Source organism: Lysinibacillus sp. NPDC094177 (assembly GCF_050279145.1).
GTDB lineage: Bacteria > Bacillota > Bacilli > Bacillales_A > Planococcaceae > Lysinibacillus.
The window spans coordinates 127,578-152,396 of the sequence record NZ_JBNNTW010000001.1 but is presented as its reverse complement, the minus strand read 5'-3'; the positions used below and the strand labels follow the sequence as shown (position 1 = coordinate 152,396).

Genomic DNA, 24,819 nt, shown 5'->3' with positions numbered 1-24,819 from the left:
GTTTAACCTTCTTTATGTTTGCCGCGCATTAAGCCGATGAAATAGCCGATAAATCCAGCGCCAATAGCAGCTTGTAGTGCGAATAATAAGCTTTCAATTTCACCACTTGGTGGCTCCCATAAGCTTTCAAACCATGGCTCGTAGCTTGCATCTATTTCACTAATCGCTGCTTCCGCTTCGCCATCAGCACCTCCGAATTCTGCACCTTTTTGAATAAATAGGGGAACGATTGCTAGTAACACAACAATTGCTAAGAGCAGTAAGTTTTTTTTCATGTTAGTGAGCCTCCTTTGCTGAAAAAACACGTAAAGCTTTTAATTCACTGACATTGTATTTTTTCAGGAAGTTCATAACGATCACTGTTAAAATTCCTTCACTAACAGCAAGAGGAATTTGCGTTAATGCAAAAATACCAGCAAACTTTGTGAATGAAGCCATAAAGCCTCCGACCTCAGAAGGGAAGGCAAGTGCTAATTGTACAGAAGTGACAACATATGTACCTAAATCACCAAGCATCGCTGCTAAGAATACAGCTACTGAAAATGATAACCCCATTTTTTGAGAGCCCTTAAAAACATAATAAGCAATAATAGGACCAGCAATTGCCATAGAAAAGGCATTAGCACCTAAAGTTGTAAGTCCACCATGAGCTAAAAGTAAAGCTTGGAATAATAATACGATTGTCCCGATAACACTCATCGCTAATGGTCCAAAAAGAACTGTCCCAAGCCCAACTCCTGTTGGGTGTGAGCAACTTCCTGTTACAGAAGGTATTTTTAAAGCTGATAGCACAAAGGCAAAGGCACCCGAAAGACCTAATATCATTTTTGTTTCAGGATTTTCATCAATTGTTTTTCGAATAGAACGTAATCCTAAAATAATAAATGGAATTGATACGACCCACCAAAAAATTGCCCATTCGATTGGCAAAAAGCCCTCCATAATATGCATCGCAAATGCACGATCTGGCACGAATAAAAATGCCAATAAGAAATAACTAAGCTTCCAACCTGAGAGTTTCAAAAATCTCTCCTCCTCACATTAAAATTATTCGAATTAGTATGCGATCAATATAATTTCGCCTTGGCGTAATTGCGTCCGAATTTTGAATTGTGCAAGCACAATTCATTCCTTTCAAAATCCGTGACATCCGCCGGAGTTTTTTTCATTCAGTAGGTGTTTTGGTCCAGTTGGAACCATATCTGTACTCATCTACTACCTTGAGATGGAGTCTCTTCTGAATGAAAAAAAGCACTTCTCCCTTTGGGGGAAAAGTGCATAGCTAAAAAAGTAAATAAGTTCTAATCTGCTAAGCCGCACACCCATCCTCGTAGGTTGAAACGATCACATATTTTTCGGCAGGTCTCCTGGCTTTAGTTCAACGTTTTATAGGCCTTCCCATCCTTTGGACAGTGACATTATCTATAAAACTCCCTAGTACAGTGGCGGGACCGCGCCGGATTTGAACCGGCTTCCCTTTTAAGCGAAATGCTGAACAATTCGCACCGAAAAAAGATGAAGTTGTGAGATTTCACGACAAAGTGTAACATGGTTTTCCATAAATATGCTATACTTTTTGTGAAAAAATTTTTAATTTAGTCTCTATGTCGAAAATTCGGATAAATAGAAAATGGATGTCACATTTTTCTAAAAATAATTAATAAAAATGTCACAAATTAAGAAAGAAATATTGAAATTTTAAAAAAATAAGCTATGATAGAAACAGTTTTATCAAAATCAATTATGCCGCCGCATAATTGCGTCCGGAATCGGCTTTGTGCTTAGGCCTGCGTGATGCAGGTCAGTTAGCCGTTATCGCATGGATGCGATGATCTTAGGCTAACATCCTTTATTGAACTCCTTTCCGATTTTGTGACATCCGCCGGAGGCTTTAACTTCTTTCAGCGGATGTTTGGATACTTGCTGAAAGAAGTTAAAACTAAATTCATATAAAACGTCCATAAGTGCTTGAATATTTTCAAGATAATAGGGAATTCGGTGAAAATCCGATACAGCCCCCGCTACTGTAATAGCTGATGAAATCGCAAAGGCCACCATATAAAAAATGGGAAGGTGCGAAAGTAAAAAGAAGCTTAAGTCAGGAAACCTGCTTATGTGATGCTGCATGCAAACTTTTCGGAGGGAGAAGTTGAAGCGAAAGCGAGTACCCTTATATATTCGTTTTTAATTGGCTTCTACTAAACCTTTACTCTTCGTCTAGAGTAAAGGTTTTTCTTTTTCCTAAAAGCAAATGAGGGGAGAACGACTATGACAACTTGGAATTTAGAGGGGATGAAAACACATCTTTTTATTTGTAATGGTAGTAGCTGTATGAAAAAAGATGCGGAGGACATTACACAGGCAATCCGTGATGAAATACAGTTGCTGGCACTTGATAAAGAAATACATACAACGAGGACTCGATGTAATGGTAGGTGTAAGGATGCTTGTGTTGTCATTGCTTATCCTCAGGGGAATTGGTATCGCGTGCCGACAACGGAGCATGCGAAGGCACTTGTGCAAGATTTAAATCATGAATCGTTACATAATGAGCATGTCTTTACATTGCGTGAAGGTTCGTTACAACGTACAGCACAGACAACAGCCATAAAAGGTATTGAAAAGGTGAAAGAGGGGTAACAAAATGGCGCAAAAAGGTAAGATTTTCGTAGTTGGCTTTGGGCCTGGAGATTTTAAACATATTACGAATCGTGCTGTGGAGGCACTACAACAAAGTGATATGATCATAGGCTATAAAACTTATGTTGAACTTATTCAGGATTTAGTTAGCGCAAAGTCGATTATTAGTACTGGTATGACAGAGGAAGTTTCGCGAGCACAGGAAGCTGTGCGTCAAGCGGAGGCTGGAAGTGTTGTATCGGTTATTTCCAGCGGTGATGCTGGTGTATATGGAATGGCAGGATTAGTGTATGAGGTTTTAATCGAGCTAGGTTGGACGGAAGCAACTGGTGTCGAGGTAGAAATTGTTCCAGGTATTTCTGCTATTAATTCGTGTGCAAGTTTACTAGGTGCTCCGATTATGCATGACGCCTGTACCATTAGTTTAAGTGATCACTTAACGCCTTGGAATTTAATTGCAAAGCGAGTAGAAGCGGCAGCAATGGCGGATTTTGTTATTGCTCTTTATAACCCCAAAAGTGGGCGACGTACGAGACAAATCGTTGAGGCACAACGAATTTTATTAGAATATCGTTCACCTGATACGCCGGTTGGACTAGTGAAAAGCGCGTATCGTGACCGTCAGGAAATTACGATGACGACTTTAGCAGAAATGCTTGAACATGATATCGGCATGTTAACTACAGTTATTATCGGGAATTCAACAACATTCTTCTACGACAATAAAATGATTACACCACGTGGTTATCAGCGTAAATATACACTCGGTGAAGAAAAACAACCGTTACGACCACATCAACGACTTAAGGAAGAAAATGAACCATGGGCAATGAATCAAGAAACAGGAGCAGCGCGTAATGATTTTGCGACTGATCCTAATGCCAATCGTATTAAGCCCAGTTTAGCTATTACACCACAACCAAAGCCTAAAAAATCGTCACTTGAATTGGCGACAGCTGCTCTTGCAATGGTGAAGGGAACGAGCGCTGTGAAAGTAACACCTAAGCTCGTTCAACAAAAAATCGAATCCGTTTTTGAATTAGCTGTTAGTCCAGGAGTAGCCAATAAGTTTTTTACTCCTCAACAAATGATGACGTTAGCTGAGGTAGTTGGTGAGGAAGGAACGATGGAGTATACACCTGACCATCAAATTCATTTGAAAATTCCAACGTCTGAACCTGAAGAGATTACCGCAAAGCTTCGTGAAGTTGGCTTTTTACTAGCACCACTTGGCGACGTGTTATCGTTAAAGGCTTGTGACTTCTGTTACGGAGAAAAGTACGATTCGATTCCGTATGCGGAAGAGATTCAAGCAAAGCTCGGTGGTATGTCGTTACCGAAAACATTAAATATTGGCTTTAACGGCTGCGGTATGGCGTGTTATCGAGCGGTATTCGATGATATTGGAATTGTTTATCGTAAAAGTAAATTTGATGTTTTTATTGGTGCTAAGCCGGTTGGTCGTACAGCACATGCGGCCCAGCCAGTTGTTGAGGGGCTAGAGCCTGAACAGCTCATACCACTTATCACCGACATTATCGAAGAATATAAAGCAAATGCGCATCCAAATGAACGTTTGTTTAAATACTTCAAGCGTGTGAAAAAGATCCTACATTTTACGTATCAGGATATGTCTTCAAAAATAAAAGTAGAGCCAGCTCCATGCGGCGACTAGTGAGGAGTAATGAGATGAAAGCAATTTTATTTGTCGGCCACGGGAGCCGTTTAGCTGCAGGAAATGATGAGGTACGCACGTTTATCGAGCAAATGACACCTCGCATTGATGATAGCTTTTTAGTAGAAACATGTTTTTTAGAGTTCGCTTCGCCAAACATTGAAGAAGGTATTACGAACTGTGTGAAGAAAGGTGCTACAGAGGTGCATGTAATTCCGATTATTCTTCTTCATGCTGGACATTCAAAACTACATATTCCAGCAGAAATCGAACATGCACGTGAGCATTATCCAAATATAACGTTCACTTATGGACAAACAATCGGTATCCATGACGAAATATTCGCTATTTTAGAAGACCGTTTAGCAGAAATCGGCTTTAATGCTGAAGAAGAACATCAGGATACTGCCATTTTATTAATTGCACGAGGCGGCAGTGACCCATATGCAAATGGTGATTTTTATAAAATTACACGCCTATTATGGGAAAAACTACCGGTTCAGTATGTGGAAAGCGCTTTTATGGGTGTTACAGATCCACGTGTTGAAGAAGGAATTGAGCGCTGTGTGAAACTTGGTGCTAAAAAAATCATTATGCTACCGTACTTTTTATTCACAGGTATCCTAATGGAACGTATGAATGGTATGTGTAAGCAATTTAACGAAAAATATGTTGACTGTGATATTCAAATTGCCAACTATTTTGGCTATCATGAGCGTTTACAAAATGTGCTATTAGAGCGCATTGAGCAAGCTGTAAATGGTACATCAACGGGTATGCAAGATTTAGAAAATTATCGTGCTTATGCGGCAGCGCATGGACATGCGCATCATCATCACCATCATGACCACGATCATGACCATGGCCACCTACACCACGATCATGATCACGACCATGACCATGACCATGACCATAACCATCATCACCACCATGAAGAGGAGCCAGTAAAATGATTTTCATGTTAGCAGGGACGAGCGATGCTAGGAATCTAGCACTTGAAATACAGTCAGCGGGTTATGCTGTGACAGCTACGGTCGTTACTGAATCAGCCGCTTCAAGCCTTGCAGAAGTAGGCCTTCCTCATTTAGTCGGTCGATTAACGGCGGAGGAAATGGCGACGATTATCACAGAGCGAGGGTACCGTTTAGTTGTAGATGCCTCTCATCCATTTGCTGAAGAAGCTTCAAAAAATGCGATGGCGGCAGCTGAGCAAGCGAATGTTCCGTATATTCGCTATGAACGTGCACATGAGCATTATGCCGATTCACTAATTACGGTTGTGAAAGATTATGAGGAGGCTGCCCATTTAGCAGCGGAAAAACGAGGAGTCATTATGCTAACGACGGGCAGTAAAACGCTAGCAACTTTTACAAAGGTGTTACATGGTTTAGAAAATACACGAGTAATTGCACGTATGCTTCCTCGGCTCGATAATATGGAAAAATGCGAAGCACTTGGTGTGGCACAAAGAGATATTGTTGCGATACAGGGACCTTTTTCAAAGGAATTAAATGAAGCCCTATTTCGTCAATATGATGTGACATTGATGATTACGAAAGAAAGCGGCAAAGTTGGTTCGGTGGATGAAAAGCTAGAGGCTGCTCTTGCATGTGGCATCGAAACAATTTTAATTGCAAGACCAAATATAAAATACGGACAGCAATATTCTACATTTGAAGATGTATTACAAGCTGTACAAAACACACTTTAGGAGGCAATACAAATGGACTTTAAAACAGATTTCAAACCATTAACAGTAGACCCAGATAAAATTTACGATTACAGTTTCTCTATTATTGCAGAGGAAATGGGCGAGCATAATTTCTCTGAAGACGAGTGGAAAATTGTACGCCGTATCATTCATGCTTCTGCTGACTTTGAACTAGGCCGTAGCGTTATTATTACACCAGGAGCAATTGAAGCTGGTATCAAATCAATCCTTGCTGGTCGACATGTCATTGCAGATGTGCAAATGATTGAAAGTGGTTCAGGGAAGAAACGCTTCCAAAAGCACGGTGGCGATTTACACTGCTACATTGCAGATGAAGACGTATCGATTGAGGCGAAAAAACAAAACACGACACGTGCGATTATTTCTATGCAAAAGGCTGCTAAATTACATGAAGGTGGCATTTATGCAATTGGGAATGCACCAACAGCATTGCTTGAATTAATTCGTTTAATTAAAGAAGGCTTAGCGAAACCAGATTTAATTATCGGTATGCCAGTTGGCTTTGTATCAGCTGCGGAATCGAAGGAAGAGCTTTTAAAACTAGAAGGTATTCCTTATATTACAAATGTTGGTCGTAAAGGCGGTAGTACAGTGACGGTTGCCGCATTGAATGCTGTCTCACTTTTAGCGGATGAACAGGCGAAAAAATAATGGAGCGGAAGCCTAAAAAGGATCCCAAGGACATGCGTCACGGTTATACAACGGGAGCCTGTGCGACTGCAGTAACGAAGGCCGCATTACTTGCCTTAATTACAAATGAAGAGCAAGAAACTAGTACCATTCATTTGCCGATTGGGCGAGATGCGACCTTTACGATAGAAAAGTGTACATTTCAGCATGATACTGTCAGCTGTGAAACGATTAAAGATGCTGGTGATGACCCGGACGCAACACATAAAGCACTCATTATCGGCACAGTAAGCTGGTCGGATATACCAGGCATTCATCTGGACGGTGGAATTGGTGTCGGGCGCGTAACAAAGCCTGGCTTACCGGTACCTGTTGGAGAAGCAGCTATCAATCCAGTACCACGGAAGATGATTCATAGTACTGTACAAGGCGTACTTGATGAATTTCAAATTAAACGAGGCGTTAACGTAGTTATTTCCGTCCCTAAAGGTGAGGAAATTGCTAAAAAAACGTTAAATGGGAGACTTGGTATTATTGGAGGCATCTCCATTTTAGGCACAAGGGGAACCGTCGTGCCTTTTTCGAGTTCCGCTTATATGGCTAGTATTGTCCAAGCAATTAGTGTTGCAAAAGAGGCTGGTTGTGAGCATTTAGTTGTTACGACTGGCGGCCGAAGTGAAAAGTATGCGATGGCACAGTACCCTCATTTGCCAGAGGAAGCGTTTATAGAAATGGGCGATTTTGTAGGCTTTACATTAAAACATTGTAAGCGACTTGGTATGAAGCAAGTATCACTTGTCGGTATGATGGGGAAATTCTCGAAGGTGGCACAGGGTGTCATGATGGTGCACTCCAAAAGTGCTCCTATTGATTTTAACTTTTTAGCCCAATTAGCAGTGGATATAGGTGCGGATGAAGAAACCGTTACAAACGTACGAGAGGCAAACACTGCTTCACAGGTCGGAGAAATTATGGCGGAAAAGGGCTATGATGCATTCTTCAACCACTTATGTGAAGCTTGCTGTTATTCATCATTACATCACATTAAGTGCGGTTTAACGCTTTCTACATCGATCTATTCGATGCAGGGACAATTATTAGGAAGGGCTGATGACATTGCATCGATCGATGAAATTGATTGGGATCGGGGATAACGGACAAGAAAGTTTGCTACCGCAATATGTGCAGTGGATTGAAGACTGTGAGGTACTTGTTGGTGGGGAGCGTGTTCTAGAATTTTTCCCGAACTTTACTGGTGAAAAAGTTTTGATTAAAGGTGGTCTTTCAGCGCTTGTTGAAAGATTATCTGCAGAATCAAGAAATACAGTAATCTTAGCATCTGGTGATCCATTATTTTACGGAATCGGTGGTTATTTAGCGAAGAAGCTAGACATTGAGGTTTTTCCATATATGAGCTCAGTTCAACTTGCTTTTTCGAAGATGGGGGAAAGCTGGCAAGATGCTTATGTAACAAGTATTCATGGGCGTTCCATGAAAGGCTTAGCCCAACGTATTGATGGTAAAAAGAAAGTTGCACTTTTAACAGATGAAGAGAATAACCCAAATGCGCTGGCACGTTATTTAAAGCATTTTGGCATGACAGAATACAATGCATTTGTTGCAGAAAATTTACAAGGCACAAATGAAAAATTCGGTTGGTATTCGCTTGATGAATTAGAAATGGCTAATTTTTCTCCTTTAAATGTTGTCATTCTACAGCAAACCTCAGTACCGAAACGCTATGCACTCGGTATTGATGATGAAGAATTCTCACAGCGTAAGCCAGACAAAGGGCTTATTACGAAAAAAGAAATTCGTGTTTTAAGTTTACAAGCAATGCAGCTACAAAAAGATAGCATCATTTGGGACGTTGGTACATGTACGGGTTCAATGGCCATTGAGGCGGGCAAGCTTGCGCCAGAAGGTCAAATATTTGCAGTGGAGAAAAACGCTCCTGATTTAGAAAATTGCCTGCAAAATCAGCAAAAGTTCCGTGTAGATATTACAGCTATTCATAGTAAAGCGCCAGCAGGACTTGAAAACTTCCCTGATCCGGATGCGATTTTTATCGGCGGTACAGGTGGAGAAATGGTGGAGTTATTACAATTGTGCTGTACACGCTTAAAGCCAAATGGTCGTATTGTATTGAATGCTGCAACCATTGAAAATTTATATAAGGCAGTCGAAGCGTTTAAGTCTTGTGGCTTTGCTGTGGACATATTGCAGGCACAGCTTGCGCGCAGTAAACCAATATTAGATATGACGCGTTTTGTCCCATTAAATCCTATTTACATTATTTCTGCATATCGAAAGGAAGAAAATCATGAGTAATCTTGGTATTTTATATGGCTTGGGCGTAGGTCCTGGCGATCCAGAGTTAATTACAGTTAAGGCATTCCGTGTTATTCAGGAATCGCCCGTTATTGCGTATCCGAAAAAACTAAAAGGTAGTAAAAGCTATGCACATCGTATCGTAGATGTCTACATCAACCCAGAGGAAAAAGATATGCTTGGCTTAGTATTTCCAATGACAAAGGATGAGGCTGTATTAGAACGCGAATGGACGAAATCAGTTGAACTTGTCTATGAAAAATTAAAAGAAGGTAAGGACGTCGCATTCGTAACAGAAGGAGACCCATTATTATATAGTACGTTCATCCATATGATGAAGCTTATGCAGGACATGCACCCTGAAGTTGAAATTCAAACAGTTCCTGGAATTTCTTCGTTCAATGGTTCAGCATCACGACTTGGAATTGCACTGGCAGATGGCGATGACCGTGTTGCTATTATACCTGCCCATGATGACTATGATGCAATGCGTGAAGCGATTGAAAGTCACGATGCAGTGGTGTTTATAAAAGTAGCAAAGGTAATTGATTTAATGCTTGAGGTATTACGTGACTTAGATTTACTTGATAAGGCATCAGTCGTAACAAAGGTAACATCTGACGAGGAAATTATTTGGGATGTGCGTGAGCTAGATGGTGTAGATTTAGAATATTTAACGTTAATGGTGGTGCGTAAATAATGAAGAAAATATATATTGTCGGCGCTGGTCCTGGTGATCCAGATTTAATTACAGTTAAAGGCTTACATATGCTACAAACAGCGGACGTTGTTATGTATACAGATTCTTTAGTAAGTGAGGACCTTATTGCAAAGGCACGACCAGATGCAGAGGTTATTCGTACGGCAGGTATGCATTTAGAGGAAATGGTAGCGGTCATGGTAGATCGTGTCAATGCGGGGAAAGTAGTAGCTCGTATGCATACAGGAGACCCTGCAATGTATGGAGCAATCATGGAGCAGGTGGCACTATTAAAAAAAGAAGGTATTGGCTACGAGGTTATTCCTGGTGTTAGCTCTGTTTTCGCTTCCGCAGCGGCAATCGGAGCAGAATTAACAATTCCTGACTTAACACAAACACTTATTTTAACACGTGCCGAAGGACGTACACCTGTACCAGAATTTGAAAAGCTACGCGATTTAGCGAGTCATCACTGTACAATTGCATTATTCCTGAGCGCAACGTTAACAAAAAAAATAGTTAAAGAATTGCAAAATGCTGGCTGGGCTGATGATACACCAGTAGCTGTTATTCAACGCGCTTCTTGGCCAGATCAAAAAATCGTACGTACAACATTAATTGAATTAGATGAAGCAATGCGTGTCAACGGTATTCGTAAACATGCGATGATTTTAGCTGGCTGGGCATTAGATCCGAATATTCATGATAAGGATCAATATCGTTCAAAATTATATGATGCTACCTTTACACATGGTTTTAGAAAAGGTGTGAAGACAAGTGATTGAGTTACAAGAGGGCGTACTGCCAGAGGTTGATCAACGAAATCCTTATGCAGTTGTAGCCATCACAAAGCACGGTGTACAAATTGGACGTCGTTTGCAGCATACTTTTGCTGCGAGCGACTTATATTACATGAGTAAATTTGAGCAGGGTGATGAAGCAGAAAAGCATATTCAGATGTTTACAGGTACTGTGCGTTTACTGCTGCCTACTCTTTTTAAGCAATATAAAGGCTTGATTATAATCATCTCACTCGGTGCAGTTGTACGCATGATTGCACCGATATTAAAGGATAAGAAGACAGATCCTGGCGTTGTAGTCATTGACGACCGTGGTGAAAATGTGATTAGCGTCTTATCAGGTCATTTAGGTGGTGCCAATGAGCTGACACATGAAGTAGCTGCAGCACTTGGAGCAAATCCAATTATTACGACAGCCTCAGATGTGCAAAAGACCATTCCGGTTGATTTATTTGGAGCACGTTTTGGCTGGGTATGGGATAGTGCCGATAAACTGACACCTGTAAGTGCCTCTGTTGTCAACGAGGAGCACGTCGCAATCGTTCAGGAAACAGGGGAACGAGACTGGTGGATGCGTGATACAGCGATGCCAGAGCAAATTAAAATTTATCCGTCAACATATGCTGCGATTGAAGCGAAACCACACGCGACATTGCTGATTACTGACCGCATTATTGACCCAGAAGAAGAAGTGCTTCTTGAAAATGGTGTTATTTATCGACCGAAATCGGTTGTGCTTGGCATGGGCTGTAATCGTGGGACATCTGTGGAAGAAATTGAGCAAGTCATTGATGAAACACTTGCAGAGCTGAAGCTTTCGAAAAAAAGTGTCAAAGCGCTATGCACGATTGATTTAAAGAAGGACGAGCAATGCTTCCTAGAAATAACAAAGAAATACGATTGGGAATTTGTTACATATTCACCGACAGAATTAAATGAAATTGATTTCCCATCACCTTCGGAAACCGTATTTAAATATACAGGAGCATACGGGGTAAGTGAGCCTTCAGCAATGCGTTATGCGCAGGTGGAGTCGCTTGTGCTAGAAAAGAAAAAATCGGGCAATGCTACAATCTCTGTTGCTAGATTAACATTTTAAGGAGGAAGCCTATGCAAACGAATCGCTTTGTATTAGCTGGTACTGGCAGTGGTGTTGGTAAAACAACCTTTACTATTGGACTCATGAAAGCATTACAAGAAAAGGGCAAAATTGTGCAGGGCTTTAAATGTGGTCCCGATTATATTGACCCTACTTATCATACTGCTGTTACAGGACGTGTATCACGCAATATCGATAGCTGGATGTTTTCACATGAAGCAGTGCGTGATATTGTCGCGCGCGCAAGTAAAGATGCTGATGTTTCCATTATTGAAGGAGTTATGGGCTTTTATGATGGAAAAAGTCCGTTATCGGATGCTGGCTCTGCAGCAGACATTAGTGTTGTCACAGAGAGCCCTGTTATTTTAATTGTCAATTGTGCGAGTATGGCACGAAGTGTAGCGGCAGTTGTAAAAGGTTTCCAAATGTTGTCAGATAAACCGAATATCGTTGGCGTCATTGCTAACCAAGTCGGAAGTGTCGGCCATTATGAAATCGCGAAGGCTGCTATAGAGCAGGAGTGTGGTATTCCTGTCATCGGATATTTAAAGCGTGAGGAAGGGATTGATATTCCTAGTCGCCATTTAGGATTAGTCCCTGCAATCGAACGAGGCGAACTCGATACATTTTTTGATAAGCTAGGCTCTTTAATGGAAGAGACTATTGATTTAGATCAATTGCTTGAATTAACAAAAGCTCCTGTTTTACAAGAATCAGGGCAACTATTTGTGGAAGAACCGTCTCAGGATATTTGCATTGCTGTAGCAAAGGATGCTGCGTTTAACTTCTATTATGAAGAAAATTTGGCACTGTTACGTGCAAAGGGAGCAACACTAGAATTTTTCTCACCACTTGCGAATGAACCTGTTCCAGCTGAAGCGGATGGATTGTATATAGGCGGGGGCTTCCCAGAAGAATTTGCTGAAATATTGGCGAAAAATTCCGACGTGAAGAAGTCTATTCGTGAAGCAATAGCCAAAGGGTTACCGACATTAGCTGAGTGTGGGGGCTTTATGTATTTGACGGAGGCCATTACGAATAGTGACGGTGATCGTTATGATATGGTTGGTGTTGTTCCAGGTGAAGTAGTAATGCAAACAAAATTAGCGGCTCTTGGTTACCGTGAAATTTTTGGCACACAAGATAATTTCTTAATTGGTACGGATGAAGAAGCAAAGGGACATGAATTCCATTATTCAAAGTATAGCGGCACACATAACACACCGGCTTACCAAACGAAAGGGCGATTTGGTAACAAACAAGAGGGCTACCAAGCAGGAAATCTAGTGGCTGGCTATACGCATTTTCATTTTGTATCTAACCCAAAGCTTGTTGACAATTGGTTAACAGCTTGTAAGAAGGTGAAAAATCATGACTAATTATTTTCCTATTCATATTAATGTTGAATATAAAACTGTAGTAATTGTTGGTGGAGGTCACGTAGCAACACAGAAGGTCGCTTCACTGCTTCCGGCTAAAGCAAATATTGTTGTTGTTAGTCCAACCCTAGATGACTCATTACTGCCACTTGCTGAATCAGGTCAAATTACATGGCGTGAAAAAGCATTTGAATCACGTGATTTAGATGATGCAATACTCATCATTGCGGCAACAAATGATACGGCAGTAAATGAAGCTGTACAAGAGGCAGCGCAGCATTGGCAGCTGATCAATCGGGCAGATGCACAGGCGGAGAGTGACTTTATTACGCCAGCGACAGTGCGCCGTGGTCCATTAGTTTTAACGGTATCAACGTCAGGTGCAAGTCCAGCATTAGCGCGTAAAATCAAAGCGGACCTCGAAGAGCAATTTGATGACGTTTATGATGACTATGTATGCTTCCTACAACAAGCGCGTTTAATGATTGCTGCTAAGTTTGAGAAAGGTCAGCAAAGACGTGCAGCTTTACAAGCATTACTTGAACCCAGCTTACTAGAATGGACACGTAGTGGAGAGATTGATAGACGTGAGGCTTATTTACAACAATTACTGATGGGAGAAGCGCGATGAAAGACGGAATAGTATATTTGGTTGGAGCTGGACCAGGAGATCCAAAGCTCATTACAGTGTATGGGCTAGAATGTATTCAAAAGGCTGATGTCATTGCGTATGACCGTCTTGTGAATCCTAAATTGTTAGAGTATGCGAAAAAAGATGCTGAGCTTGTGTACTGTGGTAAATTACCTGGTAAGCATCACCTCATTCAAGATGAGATTCATACATTACTTGTCGAAAAAGCGCAGGAAGGAAAAGTTGTTACACGTTTAAAGGGTGGCGATCCATTTGTTTTTGGTCGCGGTGCAGAGGAAGCCGAAATCTTAAAAAATCATGGTATTGCTTATGAAATCGTCCCTGGTATTACTGCAGGAATTGCTGCGCCAGCATATGCAGGTATTCCTGTAACACACCGAGACTTTGCGACAAGCTTTGCTCTAGTAACAGGGCATGGTCGTGAGGAAAAGGGACAGGACTTTTTAAATTGGTCTGCACTTGCAACAGGTATCGATACAGTTGCCTTCTATATGAGTGTTGGCAATATTGCTTATATCTCTAAAAAGCTCATCGAAAATGGTCGTAAGCCAACTACCCCAGTAGCAGTGATTGAGTGGGGAACAACAGAACAACAGCGTACCATTACAGGGCAACTTGAGGAAATTGCTAGCATTATTGAACGTGAAGGCTATCATAATCCTTCTATGATTGTCGTTGGCGATGTCGTCAAAGTACGTGAGAAAATTCAATGGTTTGAAGAGCAAGGACTTACCTTTTCATAAAGATAATAAGACTTATTTGAGCATAGGGAGGAAACAACATGACGGTAATTGAGGCTTTAAAAAATCGTCGAGCGATTCGCAATTACACAACACAGCCTGTTGAAAAAGAAAAAATCGAGAAAATTTTACAAGCAGCGACTTATGCTCCAAATGACCGTATGCGTGAGCCTTGGCATTTTTATGTAATTCAAGGCGATGCGATGAAACGCTATGAGGAAATGGCAAGTGCTTATTTACAGGAGCGATTCCCGACGAAGCCAAATTTAGTAGAAAGTTCATTAAAAGTTGTGCAAACAACGCCTGTTACCATTGTTGTTACGGCAGATATTGTGGAAGACGATACTGATGCGACAGAGGATAATGTTTTTGCTGTATGTAGTGCGATCATGTCCATGTGGCTTGCTGCGGAGGAGCTAGGACTTGGCTTTGTATGGCGTACACGTGGAGTAGGGCTTGTTCATGATGCAAGAATGCATGCATTTATCGGAGCGAATGAATCACAAAAAGTAGTAGGCACTATTTTTATTGGCTATCCAGAAGAGCAGGAGCTTAAAGACAAGAAACGTACCCCATTTGAAGAAAAAACAACATGGCTTTAAGGGAGGCTTGAACAATGGCTAGAAAAGGCTTGTTTTTAGTTTATACAGGCGAAGGGAAGGGCAAAACAACAGCTTCTCTAGGCGTCACGCTGCGTGCAGTCGGTCGAGGCCTAAATGTACGCTATATGCAATTTATTAAATCACCAGAGCGTACATACGGAGAGCAAATTGCTCTTCGTAAGCTAGGCGTAGAAATGGAGCAAATGGGAATCGGCTTCACTTGGACAAAAACACCAGAAGAGCATCGTGCTGCGTTAGCAAAGGCATGGAAAAAAACAAAGGCTGCTCTGCAAGACGACAGTATTGATTTACTCGTATTAGACGAGCTCAACAATGCGCTTGCTATTACAAAATTTCCAATCGATGATGTGCTCCCATTAGCCGAAGTCATTGAAGCCATTCAACAGCGTCCATCGACAATGCATTTAGTAGTTACCGGACGAAGCGCAAATCCAGCGCTTATTGCGATGGCAGATTTAGTATCGAACATTGATGCGATAAAGCATTATTATGACGAAGGAATTCCAGCTGTTAAAGGCCTTGAATTCTAAGCAGCTATTAATAAAGTGAATACCCGCGGAACGGAGCGTAATACCAGCGCGCGACGGTGAGTATCCGCGGCATGGGGCAGAATATCCGCGGAACGGAGCGTAATACCAGCGCGCGACGGTGAATATCCGCGGCACGGGGAAGAATACCCGCATGACAGGGGTAAATACCCGCGGCCCGGAGCAGAATACCCGCGCGACGAGGGTAAATACCCGCGGAACGGAGCGTAATACCCGCGCGACGGTGAATATCCGCGGCACGGGGAAGAATACCTGCGCAACAGGGGGAAGTACCCGCGAACTCGAGCAGAATACATACGCTTCAACTATAAATAAGGGAGGGAAAAGACTATGCCAGCAAAATCTATTATGATTCAAGGAACGGCTTCTGATGTTGGGAAAAGTATGATTTGTACTGCGCTATGCCGTATTCTTTCGGATGATGGGCTAAAGGTAGTACCTTTTAAATCGCAAAATATGGCCTTGAATTCATTTGTCACTCATGATGGTGGAGAGATCGGCCGTGCTCAGGGTGTACAAGCAGAGGCGGCACGCGTTGTCGCAACTACGGATATGAATCCTATATTGCTTAAACCGAAGCAGGATATGGTTTCGGAAGTGATTGTTCATGGCAAGCATTTTTTAAATATGGACGCTAAAAGCTATCGTAATCAATTCGTACAAGAAGCGATGCCGATCGTTGAAAAGTCAGTACGAACTTTACAAAATACATATGATGTTATTGTACTTGAAGGAGCAGGCAGCCCTGCAGAGATCAATTTAAAGGATCGTGATATTGCAAATATGCGCATGGCTCATCTAGCAGATGCAGCTGTTGTTCTAGTTGCTGATATCGACCGAGGTGGCGTATTTGCATCGATTGTTGGAACACTCGCATTACTTGATGATGCGGAACGGGCACGTGTAAAAGGGCTAATCATTAATAAATTTAGAGGGATGCGTGAATTACTTGATGATGGTATTGAATGGGTAGAGCGAGAAACTGGCATTCCTGTACTTGGTGTTGTGCCGTATGTAGATGTCAATATTGAGGCTGAGGATTCACTAGCACTATCTTCCTTACGCTTTAAAAAGCCAAAGCCTGGGGAATTCTCAGTGGACGTAGCGATGATTCGTTTGCCGCGCATTTCCAACTTTACTGATGTTGATCCATTTTTCGATGAGCCAGAGGTTGGTGTACGACTAATTGGTCATGTGAATGAGCTTGGTACGCCTGACTTACTTATACTTCCTGGAACAAAAAGTACAATGGATGATTTAGCATGGTTAAAGGAGCAAGGCTTTGATCAAGCGATAACTAATTTACGTCAACGAGGCACAAAAATTATTGGAATTTGTGGTGGTTTCCAAATGCTCGGTGAAACGTTATTAGACCCTGATGCAGTTGAAGGGAATGGTGATTCTGCACAAGGTCTAGGGTTATTGCCAATGGAAACTGTTTTTGTTGGTGATAAAAAAACGGTTCAAATGACAGGAACAAGAGGACAAGATACGTATACTGGCTATGAAATTCATCTTGGACGTACAAAGATTTTGCGTAACGAAGTGTCACCATTTTTACAACTTGCAGATGGGCGAGTGGATGGAGCGGTAAGTGCTGATAATCAAATTATCGGAACATATTTCCATGGCTTATTCCATAATCGCACTTTTACAAGACAGCTTGTCAATGACATTCGCGTGAAAAAGGGGCTCACAGCTTTACCAAGTGATGTAAAAAGTGACGCAGAACGTCGAGAGGACGCTTACAATATGCTGGCAAAGCATGTGCGCGCTAATCTCGATATGAAAAAAGTATACGAAATAATGAATATAGAGGTATCTGTATGACAAGAAAAGGACCGTTAGCTATTAATTATGAGGCATTATGGCAGGAAGGTATGAAGGATTGGCATGGCCAAATGCCAGAACGAATGGTCAATGATCAACTAGAGGAGCAGTTTTGGTCGCAGTCTATTGCACGTAAAAAGACTGGACAAACAGATCCTTACGCTGCAAGAATTTTTCAAGAAATTAAAAAAAGTGTACAACCAGAGGACTCGGTATTAGAAATTGGTCCAGGCTGGGGTAATTATACGTTTCCACTTGCTGATCAGGTGCGAATGCTAACTTGTGTAGATAGCTCAGAAAGTATTCTTAGCTATTTAGAAACGTGCATGGAGGATAAGCAACATGTTTCTTATATTCATGCAAAATGGGAAAGTCTTGCTGAGAATGAGGTAGAAGCTCATGATATCGTGATTGGTGTCAATTGCTTTTATCGTATGTATGAAATCAAATCAGCACTTTACCATATGAATCGTCTAGCTAAAAAGCGTGCAATTATTGGCATGACAACAGGACCGATTCAACCCCATTATGAAATTTTGTACAACAAGTATGGCTACGATATTAAATTTCCACGAAGAGATTATATAGAATTTTTAAATTTGCTATATGAAATGGATATTTATGCAGAGTGCAAAATCATCCCATTAGAACGAGTGTATGAATATGAAAGCTATGAGCAGCTTATAACAACACAAAGTAAAAAAATATTAAATACTGATTTTAATAGAGCACATGTCGAGGAGTCGCTCTTGCCGTTTATTGAGGAAAAGAACGGGCGCTATTATTATCGTCATGATTTCCATGCGGCACTCGTATCATGGGAGCCGAAATAATTATGCAACCTTTGGACAAAACTAGTGACCAAAGGTTTTTTTTATTGGGAGTGATAGGGTACAATAAAGCGATATAGATATAGAAGTGAGGTGGCATATGTGCAACTACATTTTTTAGGAACAGGCGCAGGAATGCCTTCAAAGGACCGAAATACAAGTGCCCTAATGGTAAAGCTGTTAGATGAAGTGGGGGAAATGTGGCTTTTTGATTGTGGAGAGGCGACCCAACATCAAATTTTGCATACATCTTTAAAGCCACGTAAAGTAACGAAAATTTTCATTACACATTTACATGGTGACCATATTTTCGGTTTACCTGGTTTTTTAAGCTCTCGTTCATTTCAAGGTGGGGATGAGCTATTAACGATATTTGGCCCACAAGGTTTACAGCAATGGATCGAGCAAACTTTAGCCTTGTCAAAGACCCATTTAACATATCCGTTACAATTTGTTGAAGTCCATGAAGGGATTATTTATGAGGATGAACATTTTACAGTAAGTGCAACTGAATTGCGACATGTAGTTCCGTGTTTTGGCTACCGTATTGAGCAAAAGGATTTGCCTGGCGAACTGTTAATGGAAAAAGCACAGGCTCTTGGTGTTCCAAAAGGTCCTTTACTAGGACAATTAAAAGCTGGAAAAAATATTGAACTTGCGGATGGCACCATTGTTTATGCGAAAGATGTTGTCGCTCCTCCGAAAAAAGGCTTTACGCTTACTATTTTAGGGGATACAAAATATTGTCCAGAGGCTGTTTCATTAGCTACTGGAGCAGATATCGTTATTCATGAAGCGACCTTTGACGGCTCTACGACAGAATTAGCAGCGAACTATGGACACTCTACAAATGTCGAAGCGGCAAAGGTGGCACAACAAGCGGGAGCAAACTATTTACTTCTGAACCATTTAAGTGCCCGTTTTTTACCATATGATTTACCTCAATTCTTAACAGAAGCACAGGAGATTTTTCCGCAGACTTGCTTAACATCCGATCAATTAGTATTTACATGGCATAACAATAAATTATTTTAAAATAACATTATCGATGGAAAAGAACCTTTTAGATGATTCGTCATTTTAAAGGTTCTTTTATTATAAGTAGAACTATAAGACTATAAAAATTGATTCGTAAATTATTAAGATTTTGTTTAAAAACGTCTTATTTTGTTACTCAATTGTCTTTATTTCGCTTTTATAAAACTTCTTTGTGTATAGTCTTTTCTATCTAGGTCTTTTATCCTCATTTTGAAAACAGAATAATTATTACAAATTTGTGACAACTTTTTAATTATTATATTAAATTTAATAAAAAAGTAATGAAACATTTTAAATTGATACTGTATTATGAAATGGAAATAAACGTATATTTCAGGGGGGATTGTCGAGATGGGGAAAACAATGAAATGGAAAATGCTTCTAGAAATCATGTGCATTGTCGTATTTATTATCGCTGCATTTTCTATTTATATTTATCAAACAACATATAATAGTGTAAAGAATAACGGGGAGGCACTCGCTAATTCCATTGTAATTGGGATGGAAGGTGCTATTCATTCAAGAGAAAAAGCGGAAGAAATAATGGAAAAGGAAATGATTGCTGAATCAGTAATGGCTTCTTATATTATCGATAAAGGCGCTACATATGAAGATTTGAAGGCGATTGCTGAACGCGGAGGCATTGATGAAATATGGAGTACGGATGATAAAGGTAATACCACTGTTACTTCTGTAGCACCTACAGTTGATTTTAACTTCGGTTCTAATCCAGACGGACAAGCAGCAGAATATATGCAGCTATTAGATGGACGTGCAAAAGAAATTGTACAGAAGGCGCAAATACGTGATGTAGACGATAAATTTTTCAAGTTCGTTGGGGTAAGTAGTTGGAATCCAGCAACACCTCAAATTGTACAGGTTGCTCGACAAGGGCAGCAGCTATTAGATTTAGAGGCTAGTATCGGTAGTGAATATTACATTGATCAGCTTAACAAATCATTATCCTCAACGGTCCTTTATGCAGCAGTTGTGAATGACAAAGGCGAAACAATAGCAGCTACAGCAGAAAGAAATCTAGCGGATATTGGTTTTTTACCAGCTAAATTTTCAACTCAAGAAGCATCTGAGTTTTCGGGACGCTATGATGGAACACGTGTTACGCAATACATAAAACCGTTATCAAATGGTACATATTTAGCTATCGTTGTTTCAAATAAAGTACTTTCAAATATTTTGATGGGAACAATTATTGCTTCATTAATCGTTGTGTGTGTCATTTTCTTCATTACTGGATTTTCTATTTCTAAACAGGTCTCCCGAATTGTAAGTGTACGCGATTCACTTGAGGACATTAGTAAAGGCGAAGCAGATTTAACAAAGCGAATAAACGTAAACTCTAAGGATGAGATTGGTCAATTAGTAGTATCATTTAACGGAATGATGGAAAACTTTCAATTCATAATGCGTGAATTGAAGCAGGAAGCTAGCCAAATTAAGGATGCAACTTACATAATTCAAGAAAATGCTCATCAAACACTTGGTTCATCAGAAATCATTCAGGAAGAATCTAGTCAGGTTGCTCAAGCATCTTTTGCGCAACAGCAAAATACAGAAGACAGTGCACTTTCAATGGAAGAATTGGCACGCAGTATCCATCATATTTCCGAATCCATTGTTGAGATTTCTACCATTTCTCGCAATACAGAAGAAAATGCTAATAATGGCTTACAAATTATGAACAAGTTACAAAAGCAATTAGTAGAAGTTCATGAAAAGACAAATCTTTCTGTAGTAAGTACACAGGAATTAGAAAAATTATCTAGCATGATTGGTGAGTTTACAAATGTAATTTCTGGAATTTCTGAACAAACAAACCTATTAGCGCTAAATGCATCTATTGAAGCGGCACGTGCTGGTGAAGCGGGTAAAGGATTTGCCGTAGTGGCAGAGGAAGTTCGTAAATTGGCAGAGGATTCAAAACTAGCGGCTGAGCGCATTTCTCAGGTTGTGATGAATGTACAAAGAGAGACAGCTAACATTGTATCAGTCATTTATTCTACTGCTGATGTATTAAATACTGGTCGATCTATTGTTCATGAAGCACAGCAATCTTTTGAAGGCATTAACAATGATGTCCAAGTAATAGCAGATCAAGTAGATTTAGTATCGAGTACGACAGAGGAAATCGCAGCCAGCACAGAGGAAGTCACGGCTACAATGGAAGATGTATCATTATTGGCAAAACAGACTTCAGCAAGTGTCGCCGATGTCGCGCAAAAGGCTAAAAATCAAGCAGTAAGTATGAATGAAATGACATCGATTATTGGTATGTTAAATACAACAGCAGACAATTTACAACAATCAGCAGGCAAATATAAAGTCTAAAATAATAGATAGTGAAAACAGATATTTGGAATATTAAAGAAATATAATGCGGTTAATAGTAGATTTTCGTATAATTGAATAAAGGGGAGTGGTTGATATGAATCAGCAAAAAATGCCACCAGCACTATTACGTTTAATCGTTATTTTTCCAAATGTGCTGAGCTATTTATTACTAGTTGGACTAATTGTTTTCGTTTTCTCAAATTATGACACATTAAAGGCTACGGACAACTTAACGGTTTGGCTTATTTTTATTGTAGTGCTTGCACCGGCTGCTGCCTACACGACATTCAATATCGTCAAGAAAATTCGTGCTGGACAAATGTAAGCTAAAATAAAAAGTGTATTCATTAGATAAACTAATGGGTACACTTTTTGAACTTTTTAGATCTGAATATAACACCAATTACAATTAGTGCCACTATTACTATGAAGTAAATGTTAGAGATTACATTCATTATGTGAAAAGGTGCTTTATGAATAAAAACAGCTTTCACCCAGTGATTATCTTCTTTTATTGCAATTGCTGTGGAAGTTGCTGTCCCTTTTATTTCATAATATTTTGTTCCTTTTGGGTAATAATTTGAGGTATCTCCGTAATATTTTCCAGTCATATCATTAGGTTTGGTCTTTACTTCCCCAATAATTTCACCAATTTTATGATCTTCAATTAATTCTTCTTGTTTAACTTCATAAACTTTTCCTTTCCAAACGACAAAAGGATAAGCCCAAGATAGTGCTTGAGCAGAGGACGAAAACATAAGTATAAGTATTGGCGTTAGCAATGTTATTCTTTTCATCAGCGCCTCCATAGGTAAAGATTTTATTTTATTATAAAAGAAAAAATTGGAAACGTTAAAAAGATTTAAAAAACATATTAAAAGTGTGTGCATAAAAGAAAAAAACTGTATTAGATTAATAAACTAATACAAAACGAATAAAATAATTCCATCTAGGGAAACTACAGAGAAGAAGAGGTTTCACAATTTGGTGGATGTCACGGAGTTTCAAAGGGATGATAAAAGGATGTTTACGCCAAGGCGAAATTGATAGAGAGGGGTGTATTTGTGGATCCAACAAATTGCGATTTTTCACCAATGAAACAAACATTAAAGGAAGAGCTTCTGAAGGTCATAATTTCATTACAACAAAGTGTAGAAGCAATGGATACTGATGCAAACTGTCTTCTTGGGAATTTTGAAAAAATTAAAGAGAAATTTGTAATGATTGAAATGAAAGCTGCAACATTTTATTTAAATTGTTATCTTTCCCCGTTTACTAAAAAATATCCTGAGCTTTCGCATAGTGTACAAAATATGTCTAAGAGGAGACATGGTGGACTAATTGTGATTGAACGGGAGGATTCTCTGGCATCCCTTATACAGCCTGGTATTCATATTGGAGCAGAAGTAACGCATTCCTTATTAGAATCTATTTTTTTTCCTGGAAATCCACTTCATGATGGCGCAGTTATAATAAGCGAAAATCTAATTCAGTCAGCTGCAAATGTGCTGCCACTGTCAGAGAGAGATGTGGGGGAAAAGAAATTAGGCACAAGACATCGAGCAGCATTAGGGTTAAGTGAAGTATGTGATGCGCTTGTCATGGTTGTGTCTGAAGAAACAGGGAAAATTTCTTTTGCCTTTAAAGGAAACTTATATCCAATTACGACGCATGGCGTTATATAGTGTGAGCTTCACACTGAAAAATATCTCGAATTCGAGATATTTTTCTTGCTCATTCATCACTTGCATGGTAAAGTGATGAATGAGAGGAGGAGGAAGCGATGCGAAAACACACGCTCGGATCACTGACATGGATTCGGATGATGCGCTTTACAAATCAAAGTAACCAGCTATCCAATGAGTTTTTAAAGCGCTTTGACTTAACGACTGCACAATTTGATGTCCTAATACAAATAAAGACATATGCACCGTTAACCCAATCACAGCTAGCAGAGAAAGTGACAGTGACGCAAGGTGGTATGTCTCGGATGCTTGCTCGTCTTGAAAAAGAGGGACTTATTGAACGCAAGCAAGATTGGAAGACCAAAACAATCTCACTGACAGCTAAAGGCGAGCAGATGATTGATTCGGCAACACCAAGTCAGCTTCACTTTCAATCTTCATTCTTTGAAGAAGTATTGACAGAAGAAGAACTGAGAACTTTAAATACATTAATGTCAAAATTAGAGAAGCATAGTCGTGAAAAGAAATTACCGCCTGCGTGATTTTTTTTACAACATCACTTGCTTAGTCAAGTGAAAATGAGGAGGAAACATTCATGAACAAATTAAGCGGACATCATCATATATCGATGCTAACAAAAAACGGCAAACGTAATAATGATTTTTATACAAAAATTCTCGGCCTACGTCGTGTGAAAAAAACAGTTAACCAAGATTCGCCTTCTATGTATCACTTATTTTATGGCGACTTAACAGGAGCTGCAGGTACAGAATTAACATTTTTTGAAATGCCCGTAGCAGGACGGACTGTTCGAGGAACTAATGCGATTACTCGTATTGGACTACTAGTGCCAAGCTATGACAGTCTGCAATATTGGAAAAATCGTTTTCATGAATTAGAGGTTGAACATAGTGAAATTACAACTTATGCAGGTAAAGATGCATTGTTTTTTGAGGATCATGAAGGGTTACGAATGGTGCTTTTAAACAATCATGGCCACGAAACACCAGCTCATTGGCAACCATGGGATGGCTCTGATATCCCTGCAGAACATCGTATTTTAGGAATGGGTACAGTTGAAATTACAGTTCGTTACTTACAACGGACAGTAAGCTTATTGAAAGAGCTATTTAATTACACAGCTGTTGAAGAAAGTGAAAAAGAAGCAGTATTGCAATCTATTCCTGGTGAAGTACTTGGAGAAATCGTTGTTAAAGAATTAGAAGGTCCAAGTGAGAAACCTGGTCGCGGTAGTATACATCATCTTGCGCTACGTGTTGCAAACGCCCCGGAATTGCAGGAATGGGATGCCAAAATTAAGGAGCGAGGCTTAGATAGTACAGGCGTAGTGGATCGTTTTTACTTCCAAAGTCTTTATTTTAGAGACCGTAATGGAATTTTATTTGAAATGGCGACAGATGGCCCAGGTTTTACAGTGGATTCGGCAATAGAGGATTTAGGCAAAGAACTTGATCTTCCACCATTTTTAGAAGAAAGACGTGCAGAAATCGAAGCTATTCTAGAGCCACTAGATTAAG

26 protein-coding genes and 2 riboswitches are annotated in these 24,819 nt (G+C 40.1%); of the genes, 23 read left to right on the top strand and 3 right to left on the bottom strand.

Annotated features, from left to right (window positions below):
- Positions 1 to 2: 2 nt before the first annotated feature.
- Positions 3 to 275 carry an energy-coupling factor ABC transporter substrate-binding protein gene (locus ACQKNC_RS00760; protein ID WP_049664351.1) on the bottom strand — a complete coding sequence of 91 codons (273 nt, stop codon included), beginning with the start codon at positions 273 to 275 and terminating at the stop codon, positions 3 to 5.
- A gap of 1 nt (position 276) precedes the next feature.
- The gene (locus ACQKNC_RS00755; RefSeq protein ID WP_427423002.1) at positions 277 to 1,023 is read right to left on the bottom strand and encodes an energy-coupling factor ABC transporter permease; all 747 of its coding nucleotides are present in this window, start codon (positions 1,021 to 1,023) and stop codon (positions 277 to 279) included.
- A gap of 317 nt (positions 1,024 to 1,340) precedes the next feature.
- A riboswitch (cobalamin riboswitch) is annotated at positions 1,341 to 1,525 on the bottom strand.
- Between the two features lie 420 nt (positions 1,526 to 1,945).
- Positions 1,946 to 2,130, top strand: a riboswitch (cobalamin riboswitch).
- Between the two features lie 138 nt (positions 2,131 to 2,268).
- Here ACQKNC_RS00755 and ACQKNC_RS00750 point away from each other — a divergent pair.
- The 20 genes from ACQKNC_RS00750 to ACQKNC_RS00655 all read left to right on the top strand — a co-directional run bounded on the left by ACQKNC_RS00750 (position 2,269) and on the right by ACQKNC_RS00655 (position 21,921).
- The gene (locus ACQKNC_RS00750; RefSeq protein WP_134019700.1) at positions 2,269 to 2,640 is read left to right on the top strand and encodes a (2Fe-2S) ferredoxin domain-containing protein; all 372 of its coding nucleotides are present in this window, start codon (positions 2,269 to 2,271) and stop codon (positions 2,638 to 2,640) included.
- 4 nt (positions 2,641 to 2,644) lie between these two features.
- Complete coding sequence (gene cobJ, locus ACQKNC_RS00745) at positions 2,645 to 4,315, top strand: precorrin-3B C(17)-methyltransferase (protein WP_427423001.1); 1,671 nt, start codon at positions 2,645 to 2,647, stop codon at positions 4,313 to 4,315.
- Positions 4,316 to 4,329: 14 nt separating this feature from the next.
- Positions 4,330 to 5,268, top strand: coding sequence for a sirohydrochlorin chelatase (locus ACQKNC_RS00740; protein WP_427423000.1), 939 nt, complete (start codon positions 4,330 to 4,332; stop codon positions 5,266 to 5,268).
- Positions 5,265 to 6,026 carry a precorrin-6A reductase gene (gene cobK / locus ACQKNC_RS00735; protein WP_427422999.1) on the top strand — a complete coding sequence of 254 codons (762 nt, stop codon included), beginning with the start codon at positions 5,265 to 5,267 and terminating at the stop codon, positions 6,024 to 6,026. Before ACQKNC_RS00740 ends, cobK begins: the two co-directional genes overlap by 4 nt.
- A gap of 12 nt (positions 6,027 to 6,038) precedes the next feature.
- Entirely contained in the window at positions 6,039 to 6,698 is a 660-nt protein-coding gene (locus ACQKNC_RS00730; protein ID WP_197143136.1) for a precorrin-8X methylmutase, read from the top strand.
- Complete coding sequence (locus ACQKNC_RS00725; protein ID WP_427422998.1) at positions 6,698 to 7,831, top strand: cobalt-precorrin-5B (C(1))-methyltransferase; 1,134 nt, start codon at positions 6,698 to 6,700, stop codon at positions 7,829 to 7,831. Before ACQKNC_RS00730 ends, ACQKNC_RS00725 begins: the two co-directional genes overlap by 1 nt.
- The gene (cbiE, locus tag ACQKNC_RS00720) at positions 7,788 to 9,008 is read left to right on the top strand and encodes a precorrin-6y C5,15-methyltransferase (decarboxylating) subunit CbiE (RefSeq protein WP_427422997.1); all 1,221 of its coding nucleotides are present in this window, start codon (positions 7,788 to 7,790) and stop codon (positions 9,006 to 9,008) included. Before ACQKNC_RS00725 ends, cbiE begins: the two co-directional genes overlap by 44 nt.
- Positions 9,001 to 9,708, top strand: a complete 708-nt coding sequence (cobI, locus tag ACQKNC_RS00715; protein WP_427422996.1) for a precorrin-2 C(20)-methyltransferase — start codon at positions 9,001 to 9,003, stop codon at positions 9,706 to 9,708. Before cbiE ends, cobI begins: the two co-directional genes overlap by 8 nt.
- Complete coding sequence (gene cobM / locus ACQKNC_RS00710) at positions 9,708 to 10,493, top strand: precorrin-4 C(11)-methyltransferase (protein ID WP_337989697.1); 786 nt, start codon at positions 9,708 to 9,710, stop codon at positions 10,491 to 10,493. The genes cobI and cobM overlap by 1 nt, the downstream gene beginning before the upstream one ends.
- Positions 10,486 to 11,607 carry a cobalt-precorrin 5A hydrolase gene (locus ACQKNC_RS00705; RefSeq protein ID WP_427422995.1) on the top strand — a complete coding sequence of 374 codons (1,122 nt, stop codon included), beginning with the start codon at positions 10,486 to 10,488 and terminating at the stop codon, positions 11,605 to 11,607. Before cobM ends, ACQKNC_RS00705 begins: the two co-directional genes overlap by 8 nt.
- A gap of 11 nt (positions 11,608 to 11,618) precedes the next feature.
- Positions 11,619 to 12,986 carry a cobyrinate a,c-diamide synthase gene (locus tag ACQKNC_RS00700; RefSeq protein ID WP_427422994.1) on the top strand — a complete coding sequence of 456 codons (1,368 nt, stop codon included), beginning with the start codon at positions 11,619 to 11,621 and terminating at the stop codon, positions 12,984 to 12,986.
- Positions 12,979 to 13,617: a precorrin-2 dehydrogenase/sirohydrochlorin ferrochelatase family protein gene (locus ACQKNC_RS00695; protein WP_427422993.1), complete on the top strand. Its 639-nt coding sequence runs from the start codon at positions 12,979 to 12,981 to the stop codon at positions 13,615 to 13,617. Before ACQKNC_RS00700 ends, ACQKNC_RS00695 begins: the two co-directional genes overlap by 8 nt.
- Positions 13,614 to 14,381 carry a uroporphyrinogen-III C-methyltransferase gene (gene cobA / locus ACQKNC_RS00690; protein ID WP_427422992.1) on the top strand — a complete coding sequence of 256 codons (768 nt, stop codon included), beginning with the start codon at positions 13,614 to 13,616 and terminating at the stop codon, positions 14,379 to 14,381. Before ACQKNC_RS00695 ends, cobA begins: the two co-directional genes overlap by 4 nt.
- A gap of 38 nt (positions 14,382 to 14,419) precedes the next feature.
- Positions 14,420 to 14,980 (top strand): nitroreductase family protein, encoded by a 561-nt coding sequence (locus ACQKNC_RS00685; protein WP_427422991.1) that lies wholly within the window; start codon positions 14,420 to 14,422, stop codon positions 14,978 to 14,980.
- Between the two features lie 14 nt (positions 14,981 to 14,994).
- Positions 14,995 to 15,531 (top strand): cob(I)yrinic acid a,c-diamide adenosyltransferase, encoded by a 537-nt coding sequence (locus tag ACQKNC_RS00680; protein WP_427422990.1) that lies wholly within the window; start codon positions 14,995 to 14,997, stop codon positions 15,529 to 15,531.
- A 348-nt stretch (positions 15,532 to 15,879) separates the two neighbouring features.
- The gene (locus tag ACQKNC_RS00675; RefSeq protein ID WP_427422989.1) at positions 15,880 to 17,379 is read left to right on the top strand and encodes a cobyric acid synthase; all 1,500 of its coding nucleotides are present in this window, start codon (positions 15,880 to 15,882) and stop codon (positions 17,377 to 17,379) included.
- Complete coding sequence (locus ACQKNC_RS00670) at positions 17,376 to 18,212, top strand: class I SAM-dependent methyltransferase (RefSeq protein WP_427422988.1); 837 nt, start codon at positions 17,376 to 17,378, stop codon at positions 18,210 to 18,212. Before ACQKNC_RS00675 ends, ACQKNC_RS00670 begins: the two co-directional genes overlap by 4 nt.
- A 99-nt stretch (positions 18,213 to 18,311) precedes the next feature.
- The gene (rnz, locus tag ACQKNC_RS00665) at positions 18,312 to 19,244 is read left to right on the top strand and encodes a ribonuclease Z (protein WP_427422987.1); all 933 of its coding nucleotides are present in this window, start codon (positions 18,312 to 18,314) and stop codon (positions 19,242 to 19,244) included.
- Between the two features lie 354 nt (positions 19,245 to 19,598).
- Positions 19,599 to 21,593: a methyl-accepting chemotaxis protein gene (locus tag ACQKNC_RS00660; RefSeq protein WP_427422986.1), complete on the top strand. Its 1,995-nt coding sequence runs from the start codon at positions 19,599 to 19,601 to the stop codon at positions 21,591 to 21,593.
- 97 nt (positions 21,594 to 21,690) lie between these two features.
- Complete coding sequence (locus tag ACQKNC_RS00655) at positions 21,691 to 21,921, top strand: acyl-phosphate glycerol 3-phosphate acyltransferase (protein WP_427422985.1); 231 nt, start codon at positions 21,691 to 21,693, stop codon at positions 21,919 to 21,921.
- A gap of 31 nt (positions 21,922 to 21,952) precedes the next feature.
- Here ACQKNC_RS00655 and ACQKNC_RS00650 read toward each other — a convergent pair whose 3' ends face one another.
- Complete coding sequence (locus ACQKNC_RS00650) at positions 21,953 to 22,393, bottom strand: hypothetical protein (protein ID WP_427422984.1); 441 nt, start codon at positions 22,391 to 22,393, stop codon at positions 21,953 to 21,955.
- A gap of 267 nt (positions 22,394 to 22,660) precedes the next feature.
- Between ACQKNC_RS00650 and cdaS the strand changes: the two genes are divergently transcribed.
- The 3 genes from cdaS to ACQKNC_RS00635 all read left to right on the top strand — a co-directional run bounded on the left by cdaS (position 22,661) and on the right by ACQKNC_RS00635 (position 24,818).
- The gene (cdaS, locus tag ACQKNC_RS00645; RefSeq protein WP_427422983.1) at positions 22,661 to 23,281 is read left to right on the top strand and encodes a sporulation-specific diadenylate cyclase CdaS; all 621 of its coding nucleotides are present in this window, start codon (positions 22,661 to 22,663) and stop codon (positions 23,279 to 23,281) included.
- 98 nt (positions 23,282 to 23,379) lie between these two features.
- Positions 23,380 to 23,823, top strand: coding sequence for a MarR family winged helix-turn-helix transcriptional regulator (locus ACQKNC_RS00640; protein WP_427422982.1), 444 nt, complete (start codon positions 23,380 to 23,382; stop codon positions 23,821 to 23,823).
- Positions 23,824 to 23,876: 53 nt separating this feature from the next.
- Complete coding sequence (locus ACQKNC_RS00635) at positions 23,877 to 24,818, top strand: ring-cleaving dioxygenase (protein ID WP_427422981.1); 942 nt, start codon at positions 23,877 to 23,879, stop codon at positions 24,816 to 24,818.
- Position 24,819: the final 1 nt, after the last annotated feature.

What these genes read in the sequence shown, in the direction of transcription:
- ACQKNC_RS00680 (WP_427422990.1), top strand. Translation starts at nt 14,995, where the DNA reads ATGGCTAGAAAAGGCTTGTTTTTAGTTTATACAGGCGAAGGGAAGGGC.
- ACQKNC_RS00650 (WP_427422984.1), bottom strand. Translation starts at nt 22,393, where the DNA reads ATGAAAAGAATAACATTGCTAACGCCAATACTTATACTTATGTTTTCG.
- ACQKNC_RS00640 (WP_427422982.1), top strand. Translation starts at nt 23,380, where the DNA reads ATGCGAAAACACACGCTCGGATCACTGACATGGATTCGGATGATGCGC.
- ACQKNC_RS00655 (WP_427422985.1), top strand. Translation starts at nt 21,691, where the DNA reads ATGAATCAGCAAAAAATGCCACCAGCACTATTACGTTTAATCGTTATT.
- ACQKNC_RS00700 (WP_427422994.1), top strand. Translation starts at nt 11,619, where the DNA reads ATGCAAACGAATCGCTTTGTATTAGCTGGTACTGGCAGTGGTGTTGGT.
- ACQKNC_RS00635 (WP_427422981.1), top strand. Translation starts at nt 23,877, where the DNA reads ATGAACAAATTAAGCGGACATCATCATATATCGATGCTAACAAAAAAC.
- cobM (WP_337989697.1), top strand. Translation starts at nt 9,708, where the DNA reads ATGAAGAAAATATATATTGTCGGCGCTGGTCCTGGTGATCCAGATTTA.
- ACQKNC_RS00760 (WP_049664351.1), bottom strand. Translation starts at nt 275, where the DNA reads ATGAAAAAAAACTTACTGCTCTTAGCAATTGTTGTGTTACTAGCAATC.
- ACQKNC_RS00695 (WP_427422993.1), top strand. Translation starts at nt 12,979, where the DNA reads ATGACTAATTATTTTCCTATTCATATTAATGTTGAATATAAAACTGTA.
- ACQKNC_RS00660 (WP_427422986.1), top strand. Translation starts at nt 19,599, where the DNA reads ATGGGGAAAACAATGAAATGGAAAATGCTTCTAGAAATCATGTGCATT.
- ACQKNC_RS00725 (WP_427422998.1), top strand. Translation starts at nt 6,698, where the DNA reads ATGGAGCGGAAGCCTAAAAAGGATCCCAAGGACATGCGTCACGGTTAT.
- ACQKNC_RS00750 (WP_134019700.1), top strand. Translation starts at nt 2,269, where the DNA reads ATGACAACTTGGAATTTAGAGGGGATGAAAACACATCTTTTTATTTGT.
- cobI (WP_427422996.1), top strand. Translation starts at nt 9,001, where the DNA reads ATGAGTAATCTTGGTATTTTATATGGCTTGGGCGTAGGTCCTGGCGAT.
- ACQKNC_RS00670 (WP_427422988.1), top strand. Translation starts at nt 17,376, where the DNA reads ATGACAAGAAAAGGACCGTTAGCTATTAATTATGAGGCATTATGGCAG.
- cobA (WP_427422992.1), top strand. Translation starts at nt 13,614, where the DNA reads ATGAAAGACGGAATAGTATATTTGGTTGGAGCTGGACCAGGAGATCCA.
- ACQKNC_RS00675 (WP_427422989.1), top strand. Translation starts at nt 15,880, where the DNA reads ATGCCAGCAAAATCTATTATGATTCAAGGAACGGCTTCTGATGTTGGG.
- ACQKNC_RS00685 (WP_427422991.1), top strand. Translation starts at nt 14,420, where the DNA reads ATGACGGTAATTGAGGCTTTAAAAAATCGTCGAGCGATTCGCAATTAC.
- cbiE (WP_427422997.1), top strand. Translation starts at nt 7,788, where the DNA reads ATGACATTGCATCGATCGATGAAATTGATTGGGATCGGGGATAACGGA.
- cobK (WP_427422999.1), top strand. Translation starts at nt 5,265, where the DNA reads ATGATTTTCATGTTAGCAGGGACGAGCGATGCTAGGAATCTAGCACTT.
- ACQKNC_RS00740 (WP_427423000.1), top strand. Translation starts at nt 4,330, where the DNA reads ATGAAAGCAATTTTATTTGTCGGCCACGGGAGCCGTTTAGCTGCAGGA.
- cobJ (WP_427423001.1), top strand. Translation starts at nt 2,645, where the DNA reads ATGGCGCAAAAAGGTAAGATTTTCGTAGTTGGCTTTGGGCCTGGAGAT.
- ACQKNC_RS00730 (WP_197143136.1), top strand. Translation starts at nt 6,039, where the DNA reads ATGGACTTTAAAACAGATTTCAAACCATTAACAGTAGACCCAGATAAA.